Source organism: Bacillus sp. OTU530 (genome assembly GCF_038440375.1).
In genome coordinates, this window is sequence record NZ_JASATP010000023.1 from 52,878 (window position 1) to 73,257 (window position 20,380).

The following is a 20,380-nucleotide window of genomic DNA, read 5'->3' on the forward strand; positions in this document are numbered from 1 at the left end:
TGTGGGTTATCCTGTTTTTTGGAAGTATCTTCTGTATAAGAAGGAGGCCTTATCTATCAAAATTAGCGGGACTGCGTGGGAATCGAACCCACGGGAGACGAGACACGCGCCTCCCAATCGGTTTTGAAGGCCACGAAGGGCACCAGAACCTCAGTCAGCCCTGTGGCAAGGTGGCGGCATATTGGCATTTGCAGCGAGCACTGTAACGGCTTTTCCTAAGAGTTCCGCATGGTTTCACTTATGAATTACACGGGTTTTATTATGCATGAGTATATATTTTTTTTCAAATGGTTAAACCAAGCAGTTGCCAGCCTATCCTATTATTTCCTGCATGAATAAGGATATTCATGCCTAGTGTATTCCCAATCATAATAGAAGATTTCCAGTGATTTCAATCTCCGATTTTATAATAGAAAGGAAAACACCTACTCACGCAAGAAATGGAATGCGTCCTTTGTACATTTCGATTAACCGTTTGTTGTGTTCATCTGCCCCTTCAGTATTTCCGCTAAAAAAGATAGGAGGCTCGAAGCCCTGATCTGCCATAATTTGAATAGCCTTAACAAAGATGCTGTTCAATATAGTAGCTCCTATGATAGTAGAGCCAGATCCGAACTTCATAGGCAGCGCCGCATGTGTTATAAGTGCATCGCCCTTAGGAGCGTGATTATCAATTACTAAATCGGCAACATCATATAAATGCTGCCCGCTTTTATGTCTAGAAGGACGGCTTTGCGAATATTCAAGCGATGTGAGCGCAATTACAAAGGCGCCTTTTTGCTTAGCGATTTTTGCAGCATCAATTGGAACCGGATTGATTCCAGAAGTGGAAATTACAATGAATATGTCATCTTTGCGGATATCTTGGTTTTCCATGAATGATTGTGCGAAGTCATTTTGCCGTTCGAGCTGTGATGAGCGGGCAGCTCCTTTATGAAGCATTAATTCCTCAACAAGGATAGGATGAATAGGTGCTAAACCGCCCGCTCTGTAAAATACTTCTTCTGTTAGAAGGTGGGAGTGCCCGCAGCCAAATAAATGCACAATACCGTTTGCTTGAATGCATTGCGCGATTTCTTCGGCTGCTTTCACGAGCTTTGTATGCTCTTGCTTCCTGGCGCGTTCAATGGCTGTTATGATTTCATCAAAATAAAGCTGTAGCATATGAATAACCTCATTGTCGTTTAATATGAATGGTAAATGTGTAACGATCCGCTCGATAAGAGGATTTTACAAATTCAAGCGGTGTCCCGTCCTCTAAATACGTATTGCGTTGCAGCAACAGAATAGGCGATCCTTTACGAATATTTAAATGTTCACCTTCGGTTTCAGATGCAATGGCAGCTTCTACAGATTGAGCTGCATGTCCAATTTTCAGATGTAATTGTTCTTCGATATATTGATATAAGGAATGGTTCACCTTTTCCTCTGTTAATCCCTTAATGAGATTTGCTGAAGCATACACAATTTCTAGCGCCATTGGCACTTGATCGGCAAGACGAATCCGTTTGATTTCATAAACAGGTGCATATTCTTTTATTTGCAGCTGATTGGCGATTTTCTCTGGTGCTGGAACGATTTCGAAACTCAGCAGTTTACTGCTTGGTACTAGCCCTCTTGCTTTCATATCCTCTGTAAAACTTGTTAAACTGCCAAGCTCTTGTTCCACCTTTTTTTCAGCGACAAACGTACCTCTTCCCTTTTGGCGATATAAATAGCCATCATCTACTAAATTGTTCATTGCTTGGCGAACGGTCATACGGCTGATATTAATGAGCTCCGCATATTCCCGCTCAGATGGAAGCATGTCGCCAGGCTGTAACTCACCGCTTTCAATTTGCTTTTTGATTTGTTCTTCCAGTTGATAATAGATTGGAAGAGGCGAGCTTTTATCAATCATAGCTTATTTCTCTCCTTTTAGGGGCTTACCAGCACACCTGATAAAGCCTTCTGGTCTGCTATAATTGTAACATGACTATGTCTTTTTAACACAGAGGCAGGAAAGTCTTCACTTATTTCTCCATGAAGTAGTTTTTGCATGGCATCCGCTTTTTCTTCCCCCGATATTAAGAGCAAAATTTCCTTACTGTTCATAATGGAGGAGATTCCCATTGTAATGGCATGTGTTGGCACATCGTCTAGTGTGTTAAAATAGCGAGCATTCGCTTTTCGCGTCGATTCTTCTAATGTAACGATATGGGTAGCTGATTGAAAAGATGTTCCTGGCTCGTTAAATCCAATATGCCCATTTTGCCCGATTCCTAATACTTGAAGATCAATACCGCCTAACGCTTTAATAAGCCGATCATACTGCTCACACTCATGATTGTAATCAGCTGCAAGTCCGTTTGGAAGGTAGGTCTGGAATTTTGGGATATCAATATGATTAAATAAAGCCTCTGCCATATAATAGTGATAACTATTTGGATCTTGTTCTTTCAAACCGATGTATTCATCTAGATTAAATGTTGTGACATGTTGATAAGAGGTACCATTTTTTTGATGATCTTCAATTATCGCTTCATATAAGCCTTTTGGTGTACCTCCCGTTGCCAGTCCAAGATTTATCCGATTTTCTTGTTTCACTTTATGAATGATAATCTCAGCAGCCTTTTGGCTCATTTCCTTATAATCCTTCACTTGAACAATTTTCATTATTTTTCCTCCTTTTGATAAGCAAGCTTTCCGCGGCAAAATGTCATGACAACTTCTAAATGCTCATCTACTATCACAAAGTCTGCATCTTTTCCGACAGCAATGCTTCCTTTTCGGTCAAAAATATTCAATTGTTTTGCAGGGTTAACAGCTGTCATTTCGATAATATTTTCTAGTCCACAATGTGTATAAGAAATCACATTTTTGACTGCATCCTTCATCTTTAAAATACTGCCTGCGAGTGTTCCATCTGCGAGTGTTGCCTTTGTATCATCCACATGTACTGCTTGTCCGCCTAAATCATATGTTCCATTCTTTAAGCATTTTGCACGGAGTGAATCTGTAATTAAAATCATTCGTTTACTCGTTTTTTGTTGATAGGCGAGCTGGATCATTTCAGGTCTGGCATGAATACCGTCAGCAATGATTTCAGTAAACAGCTCATGGCGTAATAATGCGGCACCAAGGACCCCTGGTTCACGATGATGTAATCCGCGCATGCCGTTAAAGAGATGGGTAACATGCGAAGCACCTGCATGAATTGCTTCATCAACCTCCTGATAGGTTGCATCAGAATGGCCAATTGAGGCTGTGACGCCCGTTTGTTTTAAATAGGAAGTTAATGCTAGACCATTCTTTTCTTCAGGAGCTAATGTAACAAGCTTAATATGCCCTTTTGCTAGCTCCTGCCATCTTTTAAATAAGTCGAGGTCAGGTTCTATAATGTAATCAGGTGGCTGGGCCCCTGCGCGTTTTGGAGAAATAAACGGACCCTCCAGATGAATGCCTACTATTTCTGCCTTTCCTGCTGCCTGCTTTTCCTCAATAAATTGCGCTGCATTTGTTAATGCTTGTTCGATAGCATTCCTCGTTTGTGTCATTGTGGTAGCGAGAAAGCTGGTTGTTCCTTCCTGAGGAAGGGCAGCTGCCATCGTTGCTAGCGCTTCTTCGGTTGCATCCATAGTATCTGCACCAGCGGCACCATGAATATGAACATCAATCATGCCTGGGAGTAAACTGAATCCTGGAGAAAGGATTATTTTCCGAATGGTATCTTCCTCTATTAGCTCGTTTATAGGTCCAACTTCAACAATTCTTTCATTGCTTACCTTGACATAGCCGTTTTCATACGTGTGGTTTTCTGCATAAACGGTTATATTACTAATAATAAATTCTTCACTATTAGACATCGTTTAAGCTCCTTTAATTTTTGTAAATGCTTGACTACAGTGTACACAAATAAAATATAGTTGTCTATACCAATTTAGTTGTTTTTTTAAGCGGATTCAGATAAAAACCCGTAATTTTTAAAGGGATTAACGTAATAATTAAAGGAAGAGAGTTATTTTCAGGGATATTTTTCTTTTAATTTGGTATAGACAACTATATTTATAGATGCTAGTATGTATTCGTGGAAAGCGTTTTCCAATATTATCGTCAAAGGAGCCAAAATCTATGTTGAACTTCTTACAAAAGATTGGAAAAGCATTGATGCTACCGATTGCTGTGTTACCAGCGGCAGCATTATTGCTTCGTTTAGGACAAAAAGATCTATTAAACATTCCATTTATGGCATCAGCAGGGGATGCCGTATTTGCAAATCTAGCGTTATTATTTGCACTTGGAATTGCTGTTGGGTTGGCGAAGGATGGGAATGGCGCAGCGGCACTTGCGGGAGCAGTTGGGTACTTTGTACTCACAAAAGGAACGGCTGCTATTAATGAAAACATTAATATGGCGGTTCTCGGGGGGATTATCTCCGGGGCGGTTGCCGGTGTCTTATATAATCGTTTTCATGATATGAAGCTTCCTGAATGGCTTGGATTTTTTGCTGGGAAACGTTTTGTTCCGATCATCACGTCACTTGTCATGTTGATATTAGCTGGAGTGTTTGGTCTTATTTGGCCGCCTATCCAATCGGGCATTAATGCGCTTGGCGACTGGATTACGGGGGCAGGGGCATTAGGAGCAGGGATTTTCGGATTATTAAATCGACTACTGATTCCAATTGGCTTACATCACGTACTAAATAGCTTAGTTTGGTTTGTATTTGGTGAATATCATGGGGCAACAGGAGATTTAAATCGCTTTTTTGCAGGGGATCCGACTGCGGGGACCTTTATGACAGGCTTTTTCCCAGTCATGATGTTTGGATTACCTGCTGCCGCCTTTGCGATGATTGCCGCAGCGAAAAAAGAAAGAAGAAAAGCAGTTGCCGGTATGTTAATTGGGCTTGCTTTTACCTCCTTTTTGACAGGGATTACAGAACCGATTGAATTCTTATTTATGTTTACCGCACCAGTGCTTTATGGAATTCATGCTGTTTTAACAGGCATCTCTATGGGGCTTATGGTAGCTTTGGGTATTCATCATGGCTTTGGGTTTTCAGCTGGTGCACTTGATTACGTTCTAAATTTCGGAATCGCTCAAAAACCATTATTAATCTTACTCATTGGTGTGATCTATGCAGTACTCTACTTTGGAATTTTCTATTTCTTAATTAAAAAGCTTGATATTAAAACACCTGGACGTGAAGAGGAAGTTGAGGAAGATGAAGCTGGACATGAGGCGGTAATTCAGACTGGCGATAAACATACAGACATGGGGGCCTATTTTATTGAAGATCTTGGCGGAAGGGAAAATATCACATCTATAGACAATTGTGCAACACGTTTGCGTTTAACTATAGCTGATATGACAAAAGTAAATGAAGCAGCGTTGAAAAAGCATGGCGCTCGCGGTGTTATGAAGCTGAATAAAGAAAGCCTGCAGGTTATTGTAGGAACGAACGTTCAATTTGTTGCAGAGGCAATGAAGCAGTTTGCAAAAGGTGGGGCCGTAAGGGAAGAGACTATGATTGCTAGAGAAAAGAACACTGCTGCTGTTCCTAGTAAGGAAGATATCACTAACCTAGGAGAAAATGACTTTATCCTTCCTTTTTCAGGGAATGTTATGCCATTAAGCAATGTGCCTGACGAAGTATTCTCATCGAAAATGATGGGAGATGGCTTTGCAATTGAACCGACTAATGATATTTTAATTTCGCCAATCGATGGTGAGGTTGTAAATGTCTTTCCAACTAAACATGCTATTGGTTTAAAAACAAAGGACGGATATGAAATTCTCATTCATGTTGGGTTAGATACAGTGAAATTGGGCGGTGCAGGCTTTACGGTGTTTGTCGAGGCTGGTCAAAAAATCAAAAAAGGCAAACAGCTTATAAAAATTGACCGTGCCTATTTACAACAAAACGCCCCTTCTATTGTGACGCCAATTGTGTTTACAAATTTAACAGATGACAAAAAACTCAACTTGCAGAAATTAGGGGAACAACAACAAGGAGCAACAGGCATTATTACTATTTCTAATAGAGAAGCAGTAGCTAATTCTTGATGTTTTGAAATAACGACTATGTGACCACTGACCGCACAGGCGGCAGTGGTCATTTATTAGCAAACAAAAACAATGGGTTGTTTTTGTTTGGGAGATTTATGGCACCACACTATAGGGAGGAAAAACTGTGAAAAAGAGCTGGATAGTCTCTCTGGCTTGTGCTATCCTTTTCCCTGCTTTCATCGGCTATATGGGAAAATCTTTTGAAAAAGATGATAGGCCTAAAGTTGTTGTCATTTTGAAATCTTTAAACACGGATTATTGGAAATCTATGAAGGCAGGGGCGGATAAGGCATTTGCTGACTTTGATGTAGATGGAAAAGTGATAGCACCTGCTTCCGAATATCGAGTCACAGAACAGATTACTATGTTGAAAAATGTTCTGGAACAACAGCCGGATGCACTTATTGTTGCTCCGAGTCAGCCATCAGCTGCTATTCCTGTATTGGCGGAATATCACAAAAAACACATTCCTGTATTGCTTGCAGACACGGACGCTGAATGGAAAGACCAAACGACTTTTATTGGGACAGATAATTCTACATTAGGCAAGAAGGCAGGAGAGTTATTAGGCTCGCTTCTGTATCCTAGAGATCAAATAGCTATTATCGAAGGAACATCAGTCAGTACGGTTACGAGTGAACGCGTAACAGGGGCAAAGGAAGCGTTAGACGCTGCCGGAATTGAAATTGTCACGGAACAGCCTGGATATGATGAATTCGGGAATGTGAAGTCAGTAATGGAATCTATTTTGCAAGCTCATCCTGATATTAAAGGTGTATTTGCTACTGATGACACCATAACTCTAGCTGCGTTAAAAGTAATCGAAAAAAGGGGTTTAAAGATTCCTGTTGTGGGGACGGATGGCATTAGAGACATGATAAAATCCATTCAGACAAGAAGGATAAATGCCAGCGTAGCGCAAAACCCTTATGATATGGGATATATAGGGGTGGAGCAGGCACTAAGAGCAATCAACGGTGAAACTGTCGTAACAAGGATTGATAGTGGAGTTGATATCATAACCACCGATAATGCAAAAGAGAAATTGGAGTTTCTAAAAACAATATTGAAGCCAAGATATGGACTACTACAAATTATCCAATGAGATGTACTAAAAATACGTACAAGCAATGCTTTACTGCAAACGACTTGCAATTTTGCGCAAGTTCTATGGGACATGAAGTACTTTAATTGAAAAATAAAAAGATAGTATGATATTCATACGTAAAAGGCTCCGGTATTTCTGGAGCTTTTTTCCCACTTTAAGAAAGGATAAATTTCTAATCGGGAGACCATTCGACATAGTAAGAAGTTTTATTGATATAGTATTAGATGTGGCTATGCCTCTATCCTCGCCAATCAGCGAGTTTTTTTAGGTTTGTGGCTGTTTTCTGTGAAAGCCTCGTTTCTGAAGAATGATCCTTTAACGAGTCCCGTCGAAAAATTAGTGTTTTTGTTATAATGTGTAACGGGTTTCATATCGCTTTATTTATGAATATGAAAGGTTTGCTAGGCAAGGCTTCTGCCTGATTTTCTGCGTAAGTTACAGTACGTGTATTTCTTGCATATGTCCCTTTGACTAACAGATAGACTCGTCTCTAAGAGTATACATTTATAAAAACAAGCGCAAAACAGCATCCTGATGGAAGATGCTGTTTGGATAAAATATATTCTACAGAATTCGTACATAATCTGCCGAAACCCAGCCGGAAGCACCGTTTGCTGATATGTGATACCAACCATTTCTTGTTTCTGAGATACTGATAGTAGTTCCAGACTGCAGCGTTGTAATGCGCGAGTTGGTAGTACCCGGCGCAGTACGCACATTTAATGCAGTGGTCGTTTTTCCGCTCTTTCCGTTAGGTGTGGTGTTTGTGTTTGACACGGTTATATATTGAGAAGAAACCCAACCAGAAACACTGTTAGCTGTAACGCGGTACCATCCATTCCTTGTCTCATAAATAGTAACGGTTGTGTTTTGTAGTAATGTTGTAATACGTGTGGCTGTAATGCTTGGCGCATTACGAATGTTTACTGATGCCGTTGTACGACCTGTACCCGAGCCATTAGATATAGGTGTTGAGACAACTGGGGCAGATGAACTGAGCGTAACACCATATGAGGAAGCAATTGCTTCGTAGGAAGTTTGGGCACGTTTAATCAAGACGGTCGCGCCTGTATTTAGACGGTCATATAGCCAATGAATGTCAGCATTGTGCATACGAATACACCCGCCGGTAATCCATTTTCCAACAGAACTTTCATTATTATTGCCATGAATGGCGTATGTATCACCAGCTGTTCCATTTATGTTTAAACCCATCCAGCGATCTCCGAGCGGGTTATCTGGAGCGCCTCCTTTAATTCCCCTTGTATAGTATGGACGATTGGTAATTTTGTTTACAATGGTGAACTTTCCTGACGGGGTAGGGGTGCTGCTTTTGCCAGTTCCGACTGAAAATTCACGAACTAGACTTCCATTCTCATAAAGGGCAAGCTTGTTTGTTGCGGTATTAACAATTACTACTTGAGAAGATGTCGAGGCAGCTTGAGTCGGTTCTTGGGGGAGGAAAATAGCGAGCAGTAAGATAAGGCTAAACCATAAACGTTTCATAAGGAACCCTCCTAAACGTATGTATGGATAGATTACCGAGGCTTAGGATTATGTAGATTAATTGCAGAGACATGATTTTTTCTTCTTATGAGAAGAGTATATTCAATAGTCATTTAAAGACTTCCTTCTTTTTATTTGGATTATTTTGGTAAATGATAGAAAATTTGATCATTGATTAAAAATTCTATCTATTATAATATTTTCTTAAGTAAATAAAAGAAAACGGTAAACCTTTATAGAGGCAGGTATGTAGGAACGAGACGAATTTCAAACATTATTTCTTTATGTATAGAATTATTGATATTTTAGTTCGCAATCAAAGGTCCAGAGAATAATGGGGATAAAAAAGATTGAGAACCTTGAGCAAACGATGCCCTTGTTTGCTTTCTTTTTCACTGTAAGAAAGTATAGGTTTCCAGCTAGAAGCAAATTCGGTGTATTAGGAAACTTTAGGAACAAGGTGTAACCATACCCCTATCTTCGCCTAACGGATCGCTAATCAGCAAGTTTCTTTATATTAAGTAGAAGATGCCTAATATGTCGAATTCCAATCTCTCTATTGAGTTCATGACGGGATGATATAATAAAGAAGGTTAAGATGTGAGCAGTGATAGCTAATAGTTAGGACAGCGGTCATATTGACGATATGCAGTCTTTGATCACATCGTATAAGCCTTAAAAAACATGTTGACAGTACCAATTAATTTCGATACAATCAGCACTAATGAATGCATACGACTTATCAAGAACAGGCAGAGGGAACAGGCCCTATGAAGCCTTGGCAACAGCCGTCGAACGGAATTGTGCCAAATCCTGCAGGTATATTTCCTGAGAGATAAGAGAGGTATGAGCCGGATGATTTTGGACATAACTGCTTCTTTTACCTGCGGGGAAAAGGAGCAGTTTTTTTTTATACTTTTAAGAAAGTGTATATCGAGGAAAGAAGGGTGCGGGAATGGGAGAAGCATGGAAGCAAGAAACGATTCACCCGGCGAGCATAGCGCACTGCCAAACGGTTGAGGAGCAGCAGCTTCTTGCTGGAGTCAAACCGGACTTCATTCATTTGTCCATCGGTATTCAAGAGGTGGAAGAGTTAATTGCAGATTTATATCAAGCATTATCCGGAGGAAAAGAATATGCCTATCATCGTGAATAAAGACTTACCAGCTGGTAAAGTCCTGCAGAAGGAAAATATTTTTGTTATGACGAAGGAACGTGCGGAGCATCAGGATATCCGTGCGCTCAAGATTGCTATTTTGAATCTAATGCCGACAAAGCAGGAAACAGAAGCGCAGCTGTTACGCCTTCTTGGCAATACACCGCTGCAGGTTGACGTTCATCTGCTTCATATGGAATCACATACGTCAAAAAATGTGTCACAGGAGCATCTGACGAGCTTTTATAGAACGTTCAGCGAGGTAGAAGGAGAGAAATTTGACGGCTTCGTCATCACCGGAGCTCCGGTAGAGACGATGGAGTTTGAAGACGTGAATTATTGGGAAGAGCTAAAACGTATTATGGATTATACACAAACTCACGTAACATCCACTCTTCACATTTGTTGGGGTGCACAAGCTGGGATTTACTATCACTATGGCATTCCAAAATACCCGCTTGAAGAGAAAACCTTTGGTATTTTTGAGCATGAGGTACAGGTGCAGAATGTGCAGCTAATGCGCGGATTTGATGAATACTTTTGGGCTCCTCATTCGCGGCATACAGAAGTACGGAAAGAGGATATTATAAAAGTACCAGAGCTGAAGATTTTGGCAGAATCTGACGAAGCAGGTGTGCATATTGCCGCTGATGCTAAAGGGAAGAATATTTTTGTGTTCGGTCATAGTGAATATGGACGTGATACGTTAAAGAATGAATATGATCGTGATATAAGCAGAGGCTTAGAAATTGAGATTCCAAAAAATTATTATCGGGATAATGATCCAACTCAGAGCCCGATAGTGAAGTGGAGAAGTCATGGGAATTTGTTATTTTCCAATTGGCTCAATTATTATGTATACCAGGAAACACCATTCATTTTATGAAAGTGGTAACGTTTTCTTAGGGATAAAATTATAAAACGTATTCAGAATGTTGACAATATATTGTTTTTTACGACATGAAATTATATAATTGCACATAAATATCATTTTGTAAAAAAGGGGTGGACTATAGTGGAAGAAATTCGGGTTGGTTTACTAGGACTCGGCACAGTTGGCAGTGGGGTGGTCAAGATCATTAATGCTCATCAAGATCGCCTCATTCATCAAATCGGTTGTCCTGTCAAAGTTACGAAAATTTTAGTGAAGAACTTAGAAAAAGAAAGAGATGTCCAAATTACCCCTGATATGCTCACTAAGGATGCAACGGAAATCATCGACAATGAGAATATTGATATAGTTATTGAGGTAATGGGCGGACTTGAAGAAGCAAGAGCGCATATTTTACGCGCATTGCAAAATGGCAAGCATGTTGTGACAGCCAACAAAGACTTAATGGCTGTATATGGCACTGAGCTGCTTTCTGTAGCAAAGGAAAATCAATGTGATTTATTTTATGAGGCAAGTGTAGCTGGCGGTATCCCGATTCTTCGCACCATTGTGGACGGACTTTCCTCTGATCGAATTACGAAAATGATGGGAATTGTGAACGGAACAACAAACTTCATTTTGACAAAGATGTCAAATGAAGGAAGAGCATATGAGGATGTGTTAAAGGAAGCGCAGGAGCTTGGATTTGCAGAAGCGGATCCAACTTCAGATGTAGAAGGCTTGGATGCAGCGCGTAAGATGACAATTCTTGCAACGCTTGGCTTTTCCACAAATGTGGAGCTAAAGGATGTTAGCGTAAAAGGAATTTCATCGATCACAGAGGAAGACTTAGCGTATAGCCAAGGGCTTGGCTATACAATGAAGCTAATTGGACTTGCGAAGCGCGATGGCGAAAAGCTTGAGGTGAGTGTAGAGCCAACGCTTCTTCCAAACACGCACCCGCTTGCGGCTGTACAAAATGAATTCAATGCTGTGTATGTGTACGGAGCAGCAGTTGGAGAGACAATGTTCTATGGTCCTGGGGCAGGCAGTCTTCCAACAGCAACATCAATCGTTTCTGACTTAGTAGCGGTGATGAGAAATATGAGATTGGGTGTGAACGGCAATAGCACCGTAACGCCGCAATATCCGAAAGTACTCAAGAATGAGGACGAAATTACAGCGAAATATTTCCTTCGCATCCATGTGAAAGACGAAGTAGGTGTATTTGCGCAGGTTACATCATTATTCTCTGAATATGGGGCGAGCTTTGAAAAGATTATTCAAACACCCCTTGAGGAAAAAGGAACTGCGGAAATCGTTCTTGTTACGCACCATACTTCTCTTACAAGCTACAAGTCCATCTTACAGCGTCTAGAAGGCTTAAACGTTGTACAAGGTGTGAAAGCAAGCTACCGCATTGAGGGAGAAGGAAAGTAGTAGAAAGAGTAATGCTAACGCAATAATAAGGTATAAAGATGCGAACTCAGAAAAGGTCAGCTATGCTATAGCTATTCCCACAAGAGATACCGCATAAATACAAAGAAATTTGAACCAAGCGTATTGCCGAACGATGAAGGAATCTTGTTCGCGCATGCCGAAGGAGTTGTTTTCTAATGACAGCAAACGGTCCCATGTTTACCGTTCAAGTACCGGCAAGTACAGCCAATCTTGGTCCAGGCTTTGATTCGATCGGCCTTGCGGTAAGTAAATATTTAATAGTTGATGTGTATGAAGATACTGGCTGGCGTTGTGTGGCAAAGTCACCAGCATTAGAGGGAACACCTACTGATGAAAGTAATCTGTTGTTTCAGACTGCTTTAGAGGTTGCATACGAATATAAAAAAACATTACCATATTGCCGCTTAGAGGTAGAAAGTGATATTCCGCTGACACGCGGTCTTGGCAGCAGTGCTTCTGCGATTATTGCAGGAATTGAGATTGCGAATATACTTTGCGACTTGCAATTGTCCATGCAGGAAAAGCTAGACATTGCAAGCGTGATGGAAGGGCATATCGATAATGTTGGAGCTTCATTATATGGCGGGCTTGTCATCGGCACATATGATGGGCAATCTGCAGCTCTTGTACAGCAGTCCATTACAGATATGGAGCTTGTAGCGATTATTCCTTCTTATGAACTGAAAACATCTGATGCACGTAACGTACTTCCTGGTCAGCTTTCCTATGCGGAAGCGATTCAGGGCAGCGGGGTTAGTAATCTCCTTGTAGCTGCACTTCTGAAGGAAGACTGGAAGCTTGCGGGGGAGGCAATGAAGCGCGATTTATTTCATGAGCCGTACCGTACACCGCTTGTAGCTGAGCTGCAGGTGCTCAAAACGCTTCCGAGCCATTCGGATATATATGGATATGCACTAAGCGGTGCAGGTCCGACTGTACTTTGCTTCGTTCGCAAGGGTGCGGGAGAGCTTATCAGCAAGGAGCTGAAGGAACACTTCCCAAGCTGTGCTGTAGAAGGGCTTCAAATTGTAAACGAAGGCGTACAGGTTGTTTTTAATACAGTAACACACCTTAAAGGCTAATGCTTTTAAGGTGTTTTTTTTTGCGCTGTAAGAAAGTATAAATTTCTAGCTAGAAGTCAATTGGACGTAGCAGGAAATTTTAGGAATACAGTATTATAAGTAGGGCTACGACCCTGTCTTCGCTCAAGAGAGGGGCTCGCCAATCGGCGAGTTTTCTTTATCTAAAAATAAACGGATGTACTGAGATAGGAAGAAGCTTATTAGGAAGGCTCTTGCATCCTCATTAGCATATTGCTGCATCGTTTTGTTTCTTTTTTGCTGTTTGCTATAATATCAGTAATTGGTAATGTTTTCATTATATAGAAAAATGGAGTCGATGAGGCATGAGACCTATCATGATTAAGGTGCTGCTTGCGGTTATGGCTGTATCTCTCGGTTTGTTTCTGTACGGATTCATAGTTGGTGCAAATGACGTACTGAACCCGAAGGCTTCTAGTATGCCAAAGGCTGGTGAAGAAGTAACGAAGGTAAAGAAAAATGATAAAAATCTGCAGCTGGTTAGTTTGGGGGATTCTCTAACACGTGGTGTTGGCGATAAAGAAGCAATCGGTTATATCGGCCGTGTGCGTAACCATTTAGAGAGCGAGTATCAACAAAAGACCTCACTTGCAAATCTTGCAGTAAGTGGTGCTAAAATGCCGGATTTGCTAAAGCAATTAGCTGATAAAGGTGTACAGTATTCTATAAAGCAAGCGGATGTAATTGTTTTTACAATAGGCGGAAATGATTTATTCCCGGGCTGGGAAGCGCTTGGGAATCTTAATTTAACGAAATATAGACCGGACGAAGCAACCTTCCAAGCAAACGCGAAGAATATTATCGAGCTGATTCGTAAAGTAAATCCAAATTGCCCCATTTTTTGGATTGGTTTATATAACCCATTTGAAGATGTACCGGAATTGAGCGGCTCCTCAGCTGTTGTCGTGAACTGGAATGCTTCTTTGGAGCGAACAGCGCTTGAGTTTTCAAATGTACATATTATTCCAGTATTTGACCTGTTTCACAGCCGAGGGAAGGAATTATTGTATTCTGACCATTTCCACCCGAATGAAAAGGGCTATGCTTTAGTAGCTAATCGCTTGCTGCAAGATCTTGTGAGCCAGTTAGGTATTGATAAAAAGGAAGTGACAGATTGATGACAACGGTGCTTTCTGTAAAAGGCCTTAAAAAGGTAATTGGGAAGAAGACATTGGTAGAGAATATTTCTTTTGAGGTACAGCAAGGAGAGGTATTCGGGTTTTTAGGGCCGAATGGGGCTGGGAAAACAACGACAATTCGTATGCTTGTCGGGCTCATTAAGCCAACGGAGGGCAAGATTGCAATTGCGGGATATGATATACGCAAGGAGTTCCGAAATGCGATGCGGCAGGTTGGAAGTATTGTCGAAAATCCGGAGCTGTATACATATTTAACAGGCTGGGAGAACTTAAAGCAGTTTGCCCGTATGCTTGGAGATGTAACAGATGAGAGGATTCATGAGATTGTTCGGATGGTGCATTTGGACAAGCGTATTCACGATAGAGTTAAAACATATTCACTTGGAATGAAGCAGCGTCTTGGCATCGCACAGGCATTGCTTGGCAAACCTAAGCTGCTAATTTTAGATGAGCCGACAAATGGCTTAGATCCGGCCGGCATTCGAGAATTGCGTGAATTTGTTCATCATCTCGTACAAGAAGAGCAGATGAGTGTGTTTATTTCTAGCCATTTGCTGAGCGAGGTGCAAATGATGTGCGATAGAGTTGCGATCATTAACCATGGAAAAATGATTACAGTAGCTACTATTGAAGATTTGGTGAAAAAAGCGGCTGATAGAGTAGAGTGGATTGTAACACCAGTTGAAAAAGCAGAAGGCATTTTAAGAGGTTTAGCAGAAGTAAGGGAGCTTACAGCGCAGCAGAATGTCATTACATGCCGTATGCCAATTGAACGAATTAGCATGTACAATAAGCAGCTCATTGAAAATGGTATAGATGTCCATAGTGTGCGTGAGGTTGCATTTACCTTGGAGGATCTGTTTATGGAGCTGACGGGAGCTGAAGGAATTGCGTGAGTTTTTGCAGCTAGTTTATAACGAGTCAGAGAAGATTTATCGAAAAAAAAGGGTCTTTGTGATCATCCTGATTTTACTTGTATTAATCCCTATCTTTGTATATGCGCAGTATAGGGAGGTGCAAACAACAATGAAGCGCCTCGGTACAAGTGATTGGCGAGTGTCACTGCAGCAGCAAATTGTTGATACGCAAAATCGTTTGAACAATTCACGCTTGCCAGAAGAGTGGAGAGAATGGCTCAAGGTGCGTATTGAACAGCAGCAATATTATTTGGATCATGATATTAATCCAAATGCGCCGGGAGCTCCAACCTTTACAAGAGCCTTTATCGAACAGGGCATTACCCTATTTGTGCCGTTGCTTGTCATGATTGTTGCAATTGATATTGTTTCAGGAGAGCGGAGTGACGGGACGATTAAAATGCTTTTGACCAGACCGGTTCGAAGGTGGAAGGTGCTTTTGAGCAAATATGTCACGATGCTGCTATTTGTTTCGCTGATTTTGCTGCTTGTCGGTATCATCGCTTATCTTCTATCGGGGATTGTATTTGGCTACTCGGGATGGATGCTTCCTGTCTTAACCGGGTTTGTAATCGAAAACGAAAGCTTGAATACAAACTTCGTTCACCTTGTTCCGCAGTGGATGTACGTTATGATGGCATATGGATTAGCTTGGTTTGTGGCGGTTGTGATTGGAACGATTTCCTTTATGATTTCGGTGCTTATCCGCAATACACCAGCTGGTATGGGAGTGATGCTTGCTGGCTTAATCGCTGGGAATATTTTAAGCAACTTTGCAACGTCCTGGGAGGGAGCGAAGTATATTTTTAGTGTTAACTTATCGCTTACCGATTACTTGTCTGGACAGCTTCCAGCATTAAAGGGATTATCTATGAGTTTTTCTTTACTGAATTTAACGGCTTGGGCAGCCGTCTCACTGTTTGTGTCATTTTTTGTATTTACGAAGCAGGATATGACAAGTTAGGCAAGGAATTAAGGAACTTGTCCGTGTCTTACAGGTAAGCTTGTTCATATAATGTATTGTTCGGATCATACGAGAAGGCCTATTCATAACGAGGAGAAAGCGATGCAACCTCTTGTGTTTTTTCAGAGCTATCATCATGAATAGGACTTATGCTAGAGCGTCTTCTTTGCCGCCGTTCGGTATAATCAGAGGATGCATTTTCATCTAAGCGATGCGTAGCATCCGAATGCAGCGTCTGCCCTTATTTATGGAAGCCGAACCAATCTGGGCGAATTTAGATAAAAAGGTCGATCTCTTGGAGTCGGCCTTTTCTTTACGTTTTCAGAAAGCCTAAATTTCTATTCAAGAGACCATGCGACATAGCGGGAAATTTTAGGAATAGAGTATAAGGGCAACTACACATCTCTGTTTTTGTCCAAAGGCAGGGCTCGCCAATCGGCGAGTTTTCTTTTACATATAAGATACTGCATATGTAGAAGCACTAGTTTCTATCATCAATTCTTTTGATTAACAACTAAAACGTGTACTATGAAAAGTATGGGCAAAATAACTAAAAAGAGACTAAGAAAGGAAGTGGTTAGGGTGGCGACAATCCTAAAAAATGACTGGGAACCACTTTTACAAGAAGAGTTTGAAAAGCCATATTATAAAAGCCTTCGTGAGTTTTTAAAGGAGGAGTACCGTACACGTATTGTCTATCCAAAGCCCGATGAGATTTTTAATGCATTACATTACACAGATTATGATGACGTAAAGGTTGTTATCCTTGGCCAGGATCCGTATCATGGTCCAAATCAAGCACAAGGCTTAAGCTTCTCTGTGAATCCAGGTGTTCGTATTCCACCGTCACTAAAGAATATGTTCAAGGAGCTACATGATGATCTTGGCTGCCATATTCCAAATCACGGCTCCCTAGTGAAATGGGCAGAGCAGGGCGTTCTTTTGTTAAATACAGTATTAACAGTGCGGCAAGGCGAACCGAACTCTCATAAGGGAAAGGGCTGGGAAACGTTCACAGACCGTGTCATCCAGCTGTTAAATGAGAGGGAAAAGCCAGTTGTGTTTGTATTATGGGGTAAGCATGCACAGGCAAAAGCTCCTCTCATTACAAATAGCCAGCATTATATCATTGAGGCTCCGCATCCAAGTCCATTTTCAGCAAATCGAGGCTTTTTTGGAAGCAAGCCATATTCAAAGGTAAATGCATTTTTGCAAAGTGTCCATGAGACAGAGATTGATTGGGAAATACCGGATATTTCATAATATTTAGAGGGACGAGATCTACTCAGGTTTATAAAGCGCAAGGAAATCCTTTCATGATGAAGGGATCTTTGGGCTTTTTTTCTCTGTTTTACGCTGGAGGAATATATAAATTTCCAGTTGAAACTTCGCCCAGGAGCAGGGCTCGTCAATCGGTGAGTTTTCTTTATACGGGGAAATCCAGGGATACATAGTAATTCACAAAGCAGGAAAGTTATTATAAAATAGAGGAATGGAAAAGGGAAGCGGGAAGCCGTTCTTCCCTTTTTTCCATCTTAGTAGTGAAGAGGAGAATGACGGTGTCAAAATCAAAAATATATAGTCTGCTATTATTTGTCATGTTGCTTTGGGGAATGAACGTAATTGCTACAAAAATATTGGTTACGAGTTTTATGCCGGTTACGATGACAGCTTTTCGGATTTTTACAGCCGGATGTATAGTATTTCTCATTCTTGGCTTTTTAAAAGCGGTACGTCTGCCAAAGGGAAAAGAATGGTTTTATATTTTCATAGGAAGCTTATTTAATGTTGTAGGACATCATTATTTTTTATCTGTCGGTTTAACGAAAACATCTGCAACGAATACTGGTTTGATTTTGGGAATGGCGCCGCTCTTGACAGCCATCCTTGCAATGTTGTTTTTAAAGGATAAAGCGACTGTTTTGAAGGTAGTAGGGGTGTTGCTTGGTTTCTTCGGAGTGTCATTTGTTATTTTAGGGAATGGTGAGAGCCTTCACCATATTTCTTCCGGCGACATAGATATCTTTTTATCCATCCTGTCACAATCGGTCAGCTTTATTACTATTAAAAAGGCTTCTAAGACAATCGATCCACGTCTTATGACGGGCTATATGCTAATCTTTGGTTCAGCGCTTTTATTTGTCATCAGCCTCATTATAGAACCAAGCGGGCTTTCTAGCATGACAAGAGGATCTATCGCTGCTTGGAGTCTCTTCTTGCTATCAGCTCTTCTTGCGACGGCTTTTGGCCACATGATCTACAATTATAGTGTCGGAAAAATTGGGGCAGCGGAAGCGTCAATTTTCATTAATTTCAACCCGTTTTTTGCGTTAATTGGCTCACTTCTCTTCCTCGGGGAAACCATTGTATGGAAGCAGCTGCTTGGGTTTATATTTATCATCCTAGGCGTTACCCTTGGTTCAGGTGCGTACGAGGAATTAATGAGACGTTTTGCACGCAAGAGACATGTATATATGAAATAATAATAAAGAAAACTCGCCGACTGGCGAGCCGTTAGGCGAAGACAGAGGCGTAGTTGCCCTTATACTGTATTCCGAAAATTTCCGACTACGTCGAATGGTCTTCCCGCCAGAAATTTATGCTTTCTTAAAGTGCAAAAAGCTCCCTCCTATATTTCTAGGAAGGGAGCTTTTTTGGATTTATCTACCTGCTCTTGTCTTCAGAATGTTTTCCTCAAAAGCAAGGGCAGTCTGAGTATTAAACACGTACAGTCAGGACGAATTCCTCAACAACTTTTGCTACGCCATCATTCATATTTGTATCTGTTACATGGTCCGCTATAGCCTTAATATCATCAGGTGCATTCCCCATAGCAACGCCAAGACCCGCAAATTCAATCATGGCTTGGTCATTGTAGCTGTCCCCCATTGCGATGACTTCCTCACGCTTAATACCGAGCTTTTGAATCAGATAGTTGAGGCTTGTACCCTTTGTTACTCCAGCCTCTGTAAATTCAAGGAAAAATGGCTTAGAACGCATAACGGATAATTTTCCAGCGAATTCAGCCTGCAGCTGCTTTTCTATTCCAATTAGACGCTCTGGAGCCTCCACCATTAATACTTTTACAACAGGCTCATCAATTGCAGTTGTGAAGCTATCAACCTCCACGATTGGCAGTCCGGTAATTTCTGCTTCTATCTCAGTATATTGATTATTTGCCTCAGTTACAATTGTGTCACCAACATATGTGTGAATCCAAACATCAATATCCTCACGGCGGCTCACTTCATATAAGTGATGGGTTGTTTCTGGTGATAGGGTACTGCTGAATAGCTCCTCATCTGTTTGGCAGTCTATAATCTTGGCGCCGTTAAAGGAAAGAATATAGCTTCCATACTTCTCTAGGTGAAGTTCCTTTGCAATATCAAGCATCGCGTATGTGGGACGTCCAGAAGCAAGTACAACCTTCACACCAAACTCCTGTGCATCCATAAGCGCTTTTTTTGTACGCTCAGAAATAGTATGGTCGTCGCGCAGCAGTGTATCATCTAAATCCAGTACAATCATTTTGTAAGACATCTTATTCAGCCCTTTCCATCGTTCGTGTTATCTACTATCCTAACAACAATAGTCGTAGGCTGCAAGGTTAGAAGTTTTCCATATAAAAAGGAGGGCTGCTAAGACCCTCCTGAACGATTTATTGATTTTCCTCTTATGCTCTAGCTGCTGCCCGCGCCTTTGTAAAAGGAAGCCTAGAATCTAATGATAGGAAGGAGCTTCCATTTAAAGCGAGATGAAGAGCCATCACCATTAAAGCAACTTCTAGCTCGTAGCCAGCTCCTTGTCCATTTCCTAAGAATCCAGCTGCTAATTTCACTTTCAGAGTGGCAACCACCATAATGGCAATAAGCAGAGCAGAAATGATTCTTGTTCCCAGACCTAAGATTAAGGCGATTCCGCCCACTAATTCAATTGTACCGATAGCATATGCCATGAAGCCAGGTATGCCCATGCTCTGGAACCATCCGGCAAGACCGCCTAAACCACTTTGAAACTTTGTTAGACCATGTACAAAGAAGGTGATTCCCAATACTACCCTTAAAATAAATGCTCCAATTTCTTGATAATTTTTCATTACTTATCTCT

Annotated in this window: 18 protein-coding genes, 1 tRNA gene and 1 riboswitch; of the genes, 11 read left to right on the forward strand and 8 right to left on the reverse strand. The window is 41.1% G+C overall.

Annotated elements, in window-relative coordinates:
* Positions 1-66 precede the first annotated feature (66 nt).
* The 5 genes from AAHB12_RS17495 to nagA all read right to left on the reverse strand — a co-directional run bounded on the left by AAHB12_RS17495 (position 67) and on the right by nagA (position 3,845).
* A tRNA-Sec gene (locus tag AAHB12_RS17495) sits at positions 67-162 on the reverse strand.
* A 267-nt stretch (positions 163-429) separates the two neighbouring features.
* Positions 430-1,164, reverse strand: coding sequence for an SIS domain-containing protein (locus AAHB12_RS17500; protein WP_342046240.1), 735 nt, complete (start codon positions 1,162-1,164; stop codon positions 430-432).
* 10 nt (positions 1,165-1,174) lie between these two features.
* Positions 1,175-1,900 (reverse strand): GntR family transcriptional regulator, encoded by a 726-nt coding sequence (locus AAHB12_RS17505; protein ID WP_129728708.1) that lies wholly within the window; start codon positions 1,898-1,900, stop codon positions 1,175-1,177.
* A gap of 17 nt (positions 1,901-1,917) precedes the next feature.
* Entirely contained in the window at positions 1,918-2,655 is a 738-nt protein-coding gene (gene nagB / locus AAHB12_RS17510; protein WP_129728709.1) for a glucosamine-6-phosphate deaminase, read from the reverse strand.
* Positions 2,655-3,845: an N-acetylglucosamine-6-phosphate deacetylase gene (gene nagA / locus AAHB12_RS17515; protein WP_342046241.1), complete on the reverse strand. Its 1,191-nt coding sequence runs from the start codon at positions 3,843-3,845 to the stop codon at positions 2,655-2,657. The genes nagB and nagA overlap by 1 nt, the downstream gene beginning before the upstream one ends.
* Positions 3,846-4,110: 265 nt before the next feature.
* On the opposite strand from nagA, the gene nagE reads away from it, so the two are divergent.
* Positions 4,111-6,048: an N-acetylglucosamine-specific PTS transporter subunit IIBC gene (gene nagE / locus AAHB12_RS17520; protein WP_342046242.1), complete on the forward strand. Its 1,938-nt coding sequence runs from the start codon at positions 4,111-4,113 to the stop codon at positions 6,046-6,048.
* Positions 6,049-6,175: 127 nt separating this feature from the next.
* The gene (locus AAHB12_RS17525; protein ID WP_342046243.1) at positions 6,176-7,156 is read left to right on the forward strand and encodes a sugar ABC transporter substrate-binding protein; all 981 of its coding nucleotides are present in this window, start codon (positions 6,176-6,178) and stop codon (positions 7,154-7,156) included.
* A 567-nt stretch (positions 7,157-7,723) separates the two neighbouring features.
* On the opposite strand, the gene AAHB12_RS17530 is transcribed toward AAHB12_RS17525, so the two are convergent.
* Positions 7,724-8,665, reverse strand: coding sequence for an SH3 domain-containing protein (locus tag AAHB12_RS17530; protein WP_342046244.1), 942 nt, complete (start codon positions 8,663-8,665; stop codon positions 7,724-7,726).
* 736 nt (positions 8,666-9,401) lie between these two features.
* A riboswitch (SAM riboswitch) is annotated at positions 9,402-9,507 on the forward strand.
* A gap of 113 nt (positions 9,508-9,620) precedes the next feature.
* Here AAHB12_RS17530 and AAHB12_RS17535 point away from each other — a divergent pair.
* The 9 genes from AAHB12_RS17535 to AAHB12_RS17575 all read left to right on the forward strand — a co-directional run bounded on the left by AAHB12_RS17535 (position 9,621) and on the right by AAHB12_RS17575 (position 18,756).
* Complete coding sequence (locus AAHB12_RS17535) at positions 9,621-9,821, forward strand: PLP-dependent transferase (RefSeq protein ID WP_342046245.1); 201 nt, start codon at positions 9,621-9,623, stop codon at positions 9,819-9,821.
* Positions 9,802-10,707, forward strand: coding sequence for a homoserine O-acetyltransferase MetA (gene metA, locus AAHB12_RS17540; protein ID WP_129727409.1), 906 nt, complete (start codon positions 9,802-9,804; stop codon positions 10,705-10,707). The genes AAHB12_RS17535 and metA overlap by 20 nt, the downstream gene beginning before the upstream one ends.
* 129 nt (positions 10,708-10,836) lie before the next feature.
* Complete coding sequence (locus AAHB12_RS17545) at positions 10,837-12,132, forward strand: homoserine dehydrogenase (RefSeq protein WP_129727410.1); 1,296 nt, start codon at positions 10,837-10,839, stop codon at positions 12,130-12,132.
* Between the two features lie 176 nt (positions 12,133-12,308).
* Positions 12,309-13,235: a homoserine kinase gene (gene thrB, locus AAHB12_RS17550; RefSeq protein WP_129727411.1), complete on the forward strand. Its 927-nt coding sequence runs from the start codon at positions 12,309-12,311 to the stop codon at positions 13,233-13,235.
* A gap of 323 nt (positions 13,236-13,558) precedes the next feature.
* Positions 13,559-14,371: an SGNH/GDSL hydrolase family protein gene (locus tag AAHB12_RS17555; RefSeq protein WP_342046246.1), complete on the forward strand. Its 813-nt coding sequence runs from the start codon at positions 13,559-13,561 to the stop codon at positions 14,369-14,371.
* Complete coding sequence (locus AAHB12_RS17560; protein ID WP_342046263.1) at positions 14,371-15,288, forward strand: ABC transporter ATP-binding protein; 918 nt, start codon at positions 14,371-14,373, stop codon at positions 15,286-15,288. The genes AAHB12_RS17555 and AAHB12_RS17560 overlap by 1 nt, the downstream gene beginning before the upstream one ends.
* Positions 15,281-16,273 carry an ABC transporter permease gene (locus AAHB12_RS17565; protein ID WP_129727414.1) on the forward strand — a complete coding sequence of 331 codons (993 nt, stop codon included), beginning with the start codon at positions 15,281-15,283 and terminating at the stop codon, positions 16,271-16,273. Before AAHB12_RS17560 ends, AAHB12_RS17565 begins: the two co-directional genes overlap by 8 nt.
* A 582-nt stretch (positions 16,274-16,855) precedes the next feature.
* A complete protein-coding gene (locus tag AAHB12_RS17570) occupies positions 16,856-17,536 on the forward strand; it encodes a uracil-DNA glycosylase (RefSeq protein WP_342046247.1) in 681 nt (226 codons plus the stop codon).
* A gap of 290 nt (positions 17,537-17,826) precedes the next feature.
* Positions 17,827-18,756, forward strand: a complete 930-nt coding sequence (locus AAHB12_RS17575) for a DMT family transporter (RefSeq protein WP_342046248.1) — start codon at positions 17,827-17,829, stop codon at positions 18,754-18,756.
* 235 nt (positions 18,757-18,991) lie between these two features.
* On the opposite strand, the gene AAHB12_RS17580 is transcribed toward AAHB12_RS17575, so the two are convergent.
* Both AAHB12_RS17580 and AAHB12_RS17585 read right to left on the reverse strand, forming a co-directional pair.
* The gene (locus AAHB12_RS17580; RefSeq protein WP_342046249.1) at positions 18,992-19,813 is read right to left on the reverse strand and encodes a Cof-type HAD-IIB family hydrolase; all 822 of its coding nucleotides are present in this window, start codon (positions 19,811-19,813) and stop codon (positions 18,992-18,994) included.
* A 133-nt stretch (positions 19,814-19,946) separates the two neighbouring features.
* Complete coding sequence (locus AAHB12_RS17585; protein WP_129727418.1) at positions 19,947-20,369, reverse strand: DoxX family protein; 423 nt, start codon at positions 20,367-20,369, stop codon at positions 19,947-19,949.
* Positions 20,370-20,380 lie beyond the last annotated feature (11 nt).

Bases quoted from the DNA above. Each gene is read 5' to 3' on its own strand.
- AAHB12_RS17580 (WP_342046249.1), bottom strand. From the start codon at position 19,813: ATGTCTTACAAAATGATTGTACTGGATTTAGATGATACACTGCTGCGC.
- AAHB12_RS17555 (WP_342046246.1), top strand. From the start codon at position 13,559: ATGAGACCTATCATGATTAAGGTGCTGCTTGCGGTTATGGCTGTATCT.
- AAHB12_RS17505 (WP_129728708.1), bottom strand. From the start codon at position 1,900: ATGATTGATAAAAGCTCGCCTCTTCCAATCTATTATCAACTGGAAGAA.
- AAHB12_RS17500 (WP_342046240.1), bottom strand. From the start codon at position 1,164: ATGCTACAGCTTTATTTTGATGAAATCATAACAGCCATTGAACGCGCC.
- nagB (WP_129728709.1), bottom strand. From the start codon at position 2,655: ATGAAAATTGTTCAAGTGAAGGATTATAAGGAAATGAGCCAAAAGGCT.
- AAHB12_RS17560 (WP_342046263.1), top strand. From the start codon at position 14,371: ATGACAACGGTGCTTTCTGTAAAAGGCCTTAAAAAGGTAATTGGGAAG.
- AAHB12_RS17585 (WP_129727418.1), bottom strand. From the start codon at position 20,369: ATGAAAAATTATCAAGAAATTGGAGCATTTATTTTAAGGGTAGTATTG.
- thrB (WP_129727411.1), top strand. From the start codon at position 12,309: ATGACAGCAAACGGTCCCATGTTTACCGTTCAAGTACCGGCAAGTACA.
- nagA (WP_342046241.1), bottom strand. From the start codon at position 3,845: ATGTCTAATAGTGAAGAATTTATTATTAGTAATATAACCGTTTATGCA.
- nagE (WP_342046242.1), top strand. From the start codon at position 4,111: ATGTTGAACTTCTTACAAAAGATTGGAAAAGCATTGATGCTACCGATT.
- AAHB12_RS17530 (WP_342046244.1), bottom strand. From the start codon at position 8,665: ATGAAACGTTTATGGTTTAGCCTTATCTTACTGCTCGCTATTTTCCTC.
- AAHB12_RS17535 (WP_342046245.1), top strand. From the start codon at position 9,621: ATGGGAGAAGCATGGAAGCAAGAAACGATTCACCCGGCGAGCATAGCG.
- metA (WP_129727409.1), top strand. From the start codon at position 9,802: ATGCCTATCATCGTGAATAAAGACTTACCAGCTGGTAAAGTCCTGCAG.
- AAHB12_RS17575 (WP_342046248.1), top strand. From the start codon at position 17,827: ATGACGGTGTCAAAATCAAAAATATATAGTCTGCTATTATTTGTCATG.